We start from the raw sequence: 2,312 nt of genomic DNA, 5'->3' as shown, positions 1-2,312 counted from the left end.
TCAATCACGTCTCCCGAGAGTGCCATGTGGCGCTCGGTGTCGGAGAAGACGTCCGACATCTAAGGATACCGTTGATGGATTTCGACATGCTGGGCCTTGCGCCCCGCCTCACACGTGCGCTGGCTGATCAAGGCCTCACACAGCCAACCCCCATTCAAACCCAAGCCATCCCTCATGCCATGAACGGCAAGGATGTTATGGGCCTCGCGCAGACCGGCACCGGCAAAACGGCGGCCTTTGGCCTGCCGATGATCCACGCACTTTTGACGGCGGGCACCAAGCCTGAGGCCAAAACCGTGCGCGGCCTGATCCTCGCACCCACCCGTGAGCTGGCAAAACAGATCACCGATAACCTGCGCGCCTACACCGAAGGGTCACACCTGAAGGTGCAGCTGGTTGTGGGCGGCGTCGGCCTTGGCCCGCAGGTCAAACGCCTAGAGCGTGGCGCGGACCTACTGGTCGCCACTCCTGGTCGCCTGCTCGATCTGCTAGATCGCAAAGCCATGCGCCTCGATGAAACTCAGTTCCTAGTACTGGACGAAGCCGATCAGATGCTTGATCTGGGCTTTATCCACGCGCTACGCAAAATCGCGTCTCTGCTGCCCGCGCAACGTCAAACCATGCTGTTTTCGGCGACGATGCCCAAACAAATGGAAGAAATTGCAGGCAAGTACCTGACAAACCCTGTTCGCGTGCAGGTTTCGCCCCCCGGCAAGACCGCCGACAAAGTGACCCAGAAAATTCACTTCATTGCGCAGGCTGAGAAATCCAAACTCCTGATCGAGTTGTTGGGTGAACACCGCAAGGAACTCGCGCTCGTGTTTTCCCGCACCAAGCACGGTGCAGAGAAACTGATGAAAAGCCTCGTGAACGCGGGCTTTACGGCTGTTTCGGTGCACGGCAACAAATCCCAAGGGCAACGTACCCGCGCGCTTGAGGCATTCAAGGCCGAAGAAGCCATGATCATGGTGGCCACCGATGTGGCGGCCCGTGGTCTCGACATTCCCGGCGTGCGGCATGTCTATAACTTTGATCTGCCAAACGTGGCCGAAAACTATGTTCACCGCATCGGTCGTACTGCACGGGCTGGGCGTGATGGGGCGGCTATTGCATTCTGTGCCCCCGATGAGATCGGCTGCCTGAAAGACATTGAAAAGGTCATCAAACTGGACATCCCCGTGGCCTCTGGTCGCCGCTGGGAACCCTCACATGGGGATGCTGCGAAGCCTTCGGGCCGCAGTGGCGGTGGGCGCCGTGGTGGTCCCGGCGGTCAAGGCCGCGGTCCAGCCAAAGGCGGTGCGCCCAAAGCTGGCAAACCCAAACCACAGGGCAAGCCTGGCGGTCCACGCCGCAACAAACGCCCATCCGGTGGCGGTCGCAGTAAAACCGCCGCGTAGCAATCGGCACATCTGCGGTACAGATCCATTTGTACCGCAGATGTTGAGCCAAATTAAGGTTTCTGACATCATTTCCGCATAGGCCCCGATAACAGGGTCGATGCGGTATGAGGCTATGATGAAATCTTGGATACTTGCCGCGTGCCTAGCGGCCCTACCCTCTCTCACGTTTGCAGGTCCTATCGAACGCGCCTGCCTTCAATCTGATCGTGCCGCAGCTAGCCGTGCCCTATGTGCATGCATTCAAGGGGTGGCTGATACCTCGTTGCGACGCAACGAACAGCGACGCACGGCGCAGTTCTTCGCGGATCCGCAGTTGGCCCAAGACACCCGGCAATCAAACCGAACAAGTGATGAGAGGCTCTGGCAGCGATGGCGCGATTTTGCGTCACTTGCTGATCGGCGCTGTGGCTAGAGGCCTTATGGCCTAGCCCTTCCCACAACGCGCAGTGCCAAAATGCAAAAAGCCCCGGGCAACCCCGAGGCTCTTGCAACAATCGCAGGCTCTCTTAGGCAGAAGCTTTTGCGATCTCTTTTTTGATCTTCAGCGCTTTGTCGGACAGTTCAACGTCCTTGGCTTTTGCGAGGTAGGCATCAAGGCCACCACGGTGATCGACGGTGCGCAGGGCAGAAGCCGAGATGCGCAACTTGACGCCACGACCGAGTGTCTCGGACTGGAGCGTTACGTCGTTCAAGTTCGGCAGAAACCGACGCTTTGTTTTGTTGTTGGCGTGGCTGACGTTGTTGCCAGACATCGGCCCTTTACCGGAGAGTTCACAGACGCGCGACATGGCCCAACCTCAGTTTATATACAATTCAGATAGAAAGCAGGGGCCTGATGGCCCCGCGGTTCGCGCGGTACTAGGCTCTCTGCGGGGGGCTGTCAAGCGATTCACCCCGCAAATACGCCAACAT

The 2,312-nt window shown here is 58.5% G+C and carries 2 protein-coding genes; one reads left to right on the top strand and one right to left on the bottom strand.

Going from position 1 to position 2,312, the window contains the following annotated elements:
* Positions 1–74 precede the first annotated feature (74 nt).
* On the top strand, positions 75–1,397 hold the full coding sequence (locus tag AC4GMC_RS18245) for a DEAD/DEAH box helicase (protein WP_487878578.1): 1,323 nt from the start codon (positions 75–77) through the stop codon (positions 1,395–1,397).
* Positions 1,398–1,906: 509 nt separating this feature from the next.
* Here AC4GMC_RS18245 and rpmB read toward each other — a convergent pair.
* Positions 1,907–2,188 (bottom strand): 50S ribosomal protein L28, encoded by a 282-nt coding sequence (gene rpmB / locus AC4GMC_RS18240; protein WP_038004153.1) that lies wholly within the window; start codon positions 2,186–2,188, stop codon positions 1,907–1,909.
* Positions 2,189–2,312: the final 124 nt, after the last annotated feature.

Source organism: Thalassobacter sp., from assembly GCF_982993085.1.
Note: the sequence above shows the minus strand (reverse complement) of the source record. Positions and strands in the feature narration are given on the sequence as shown.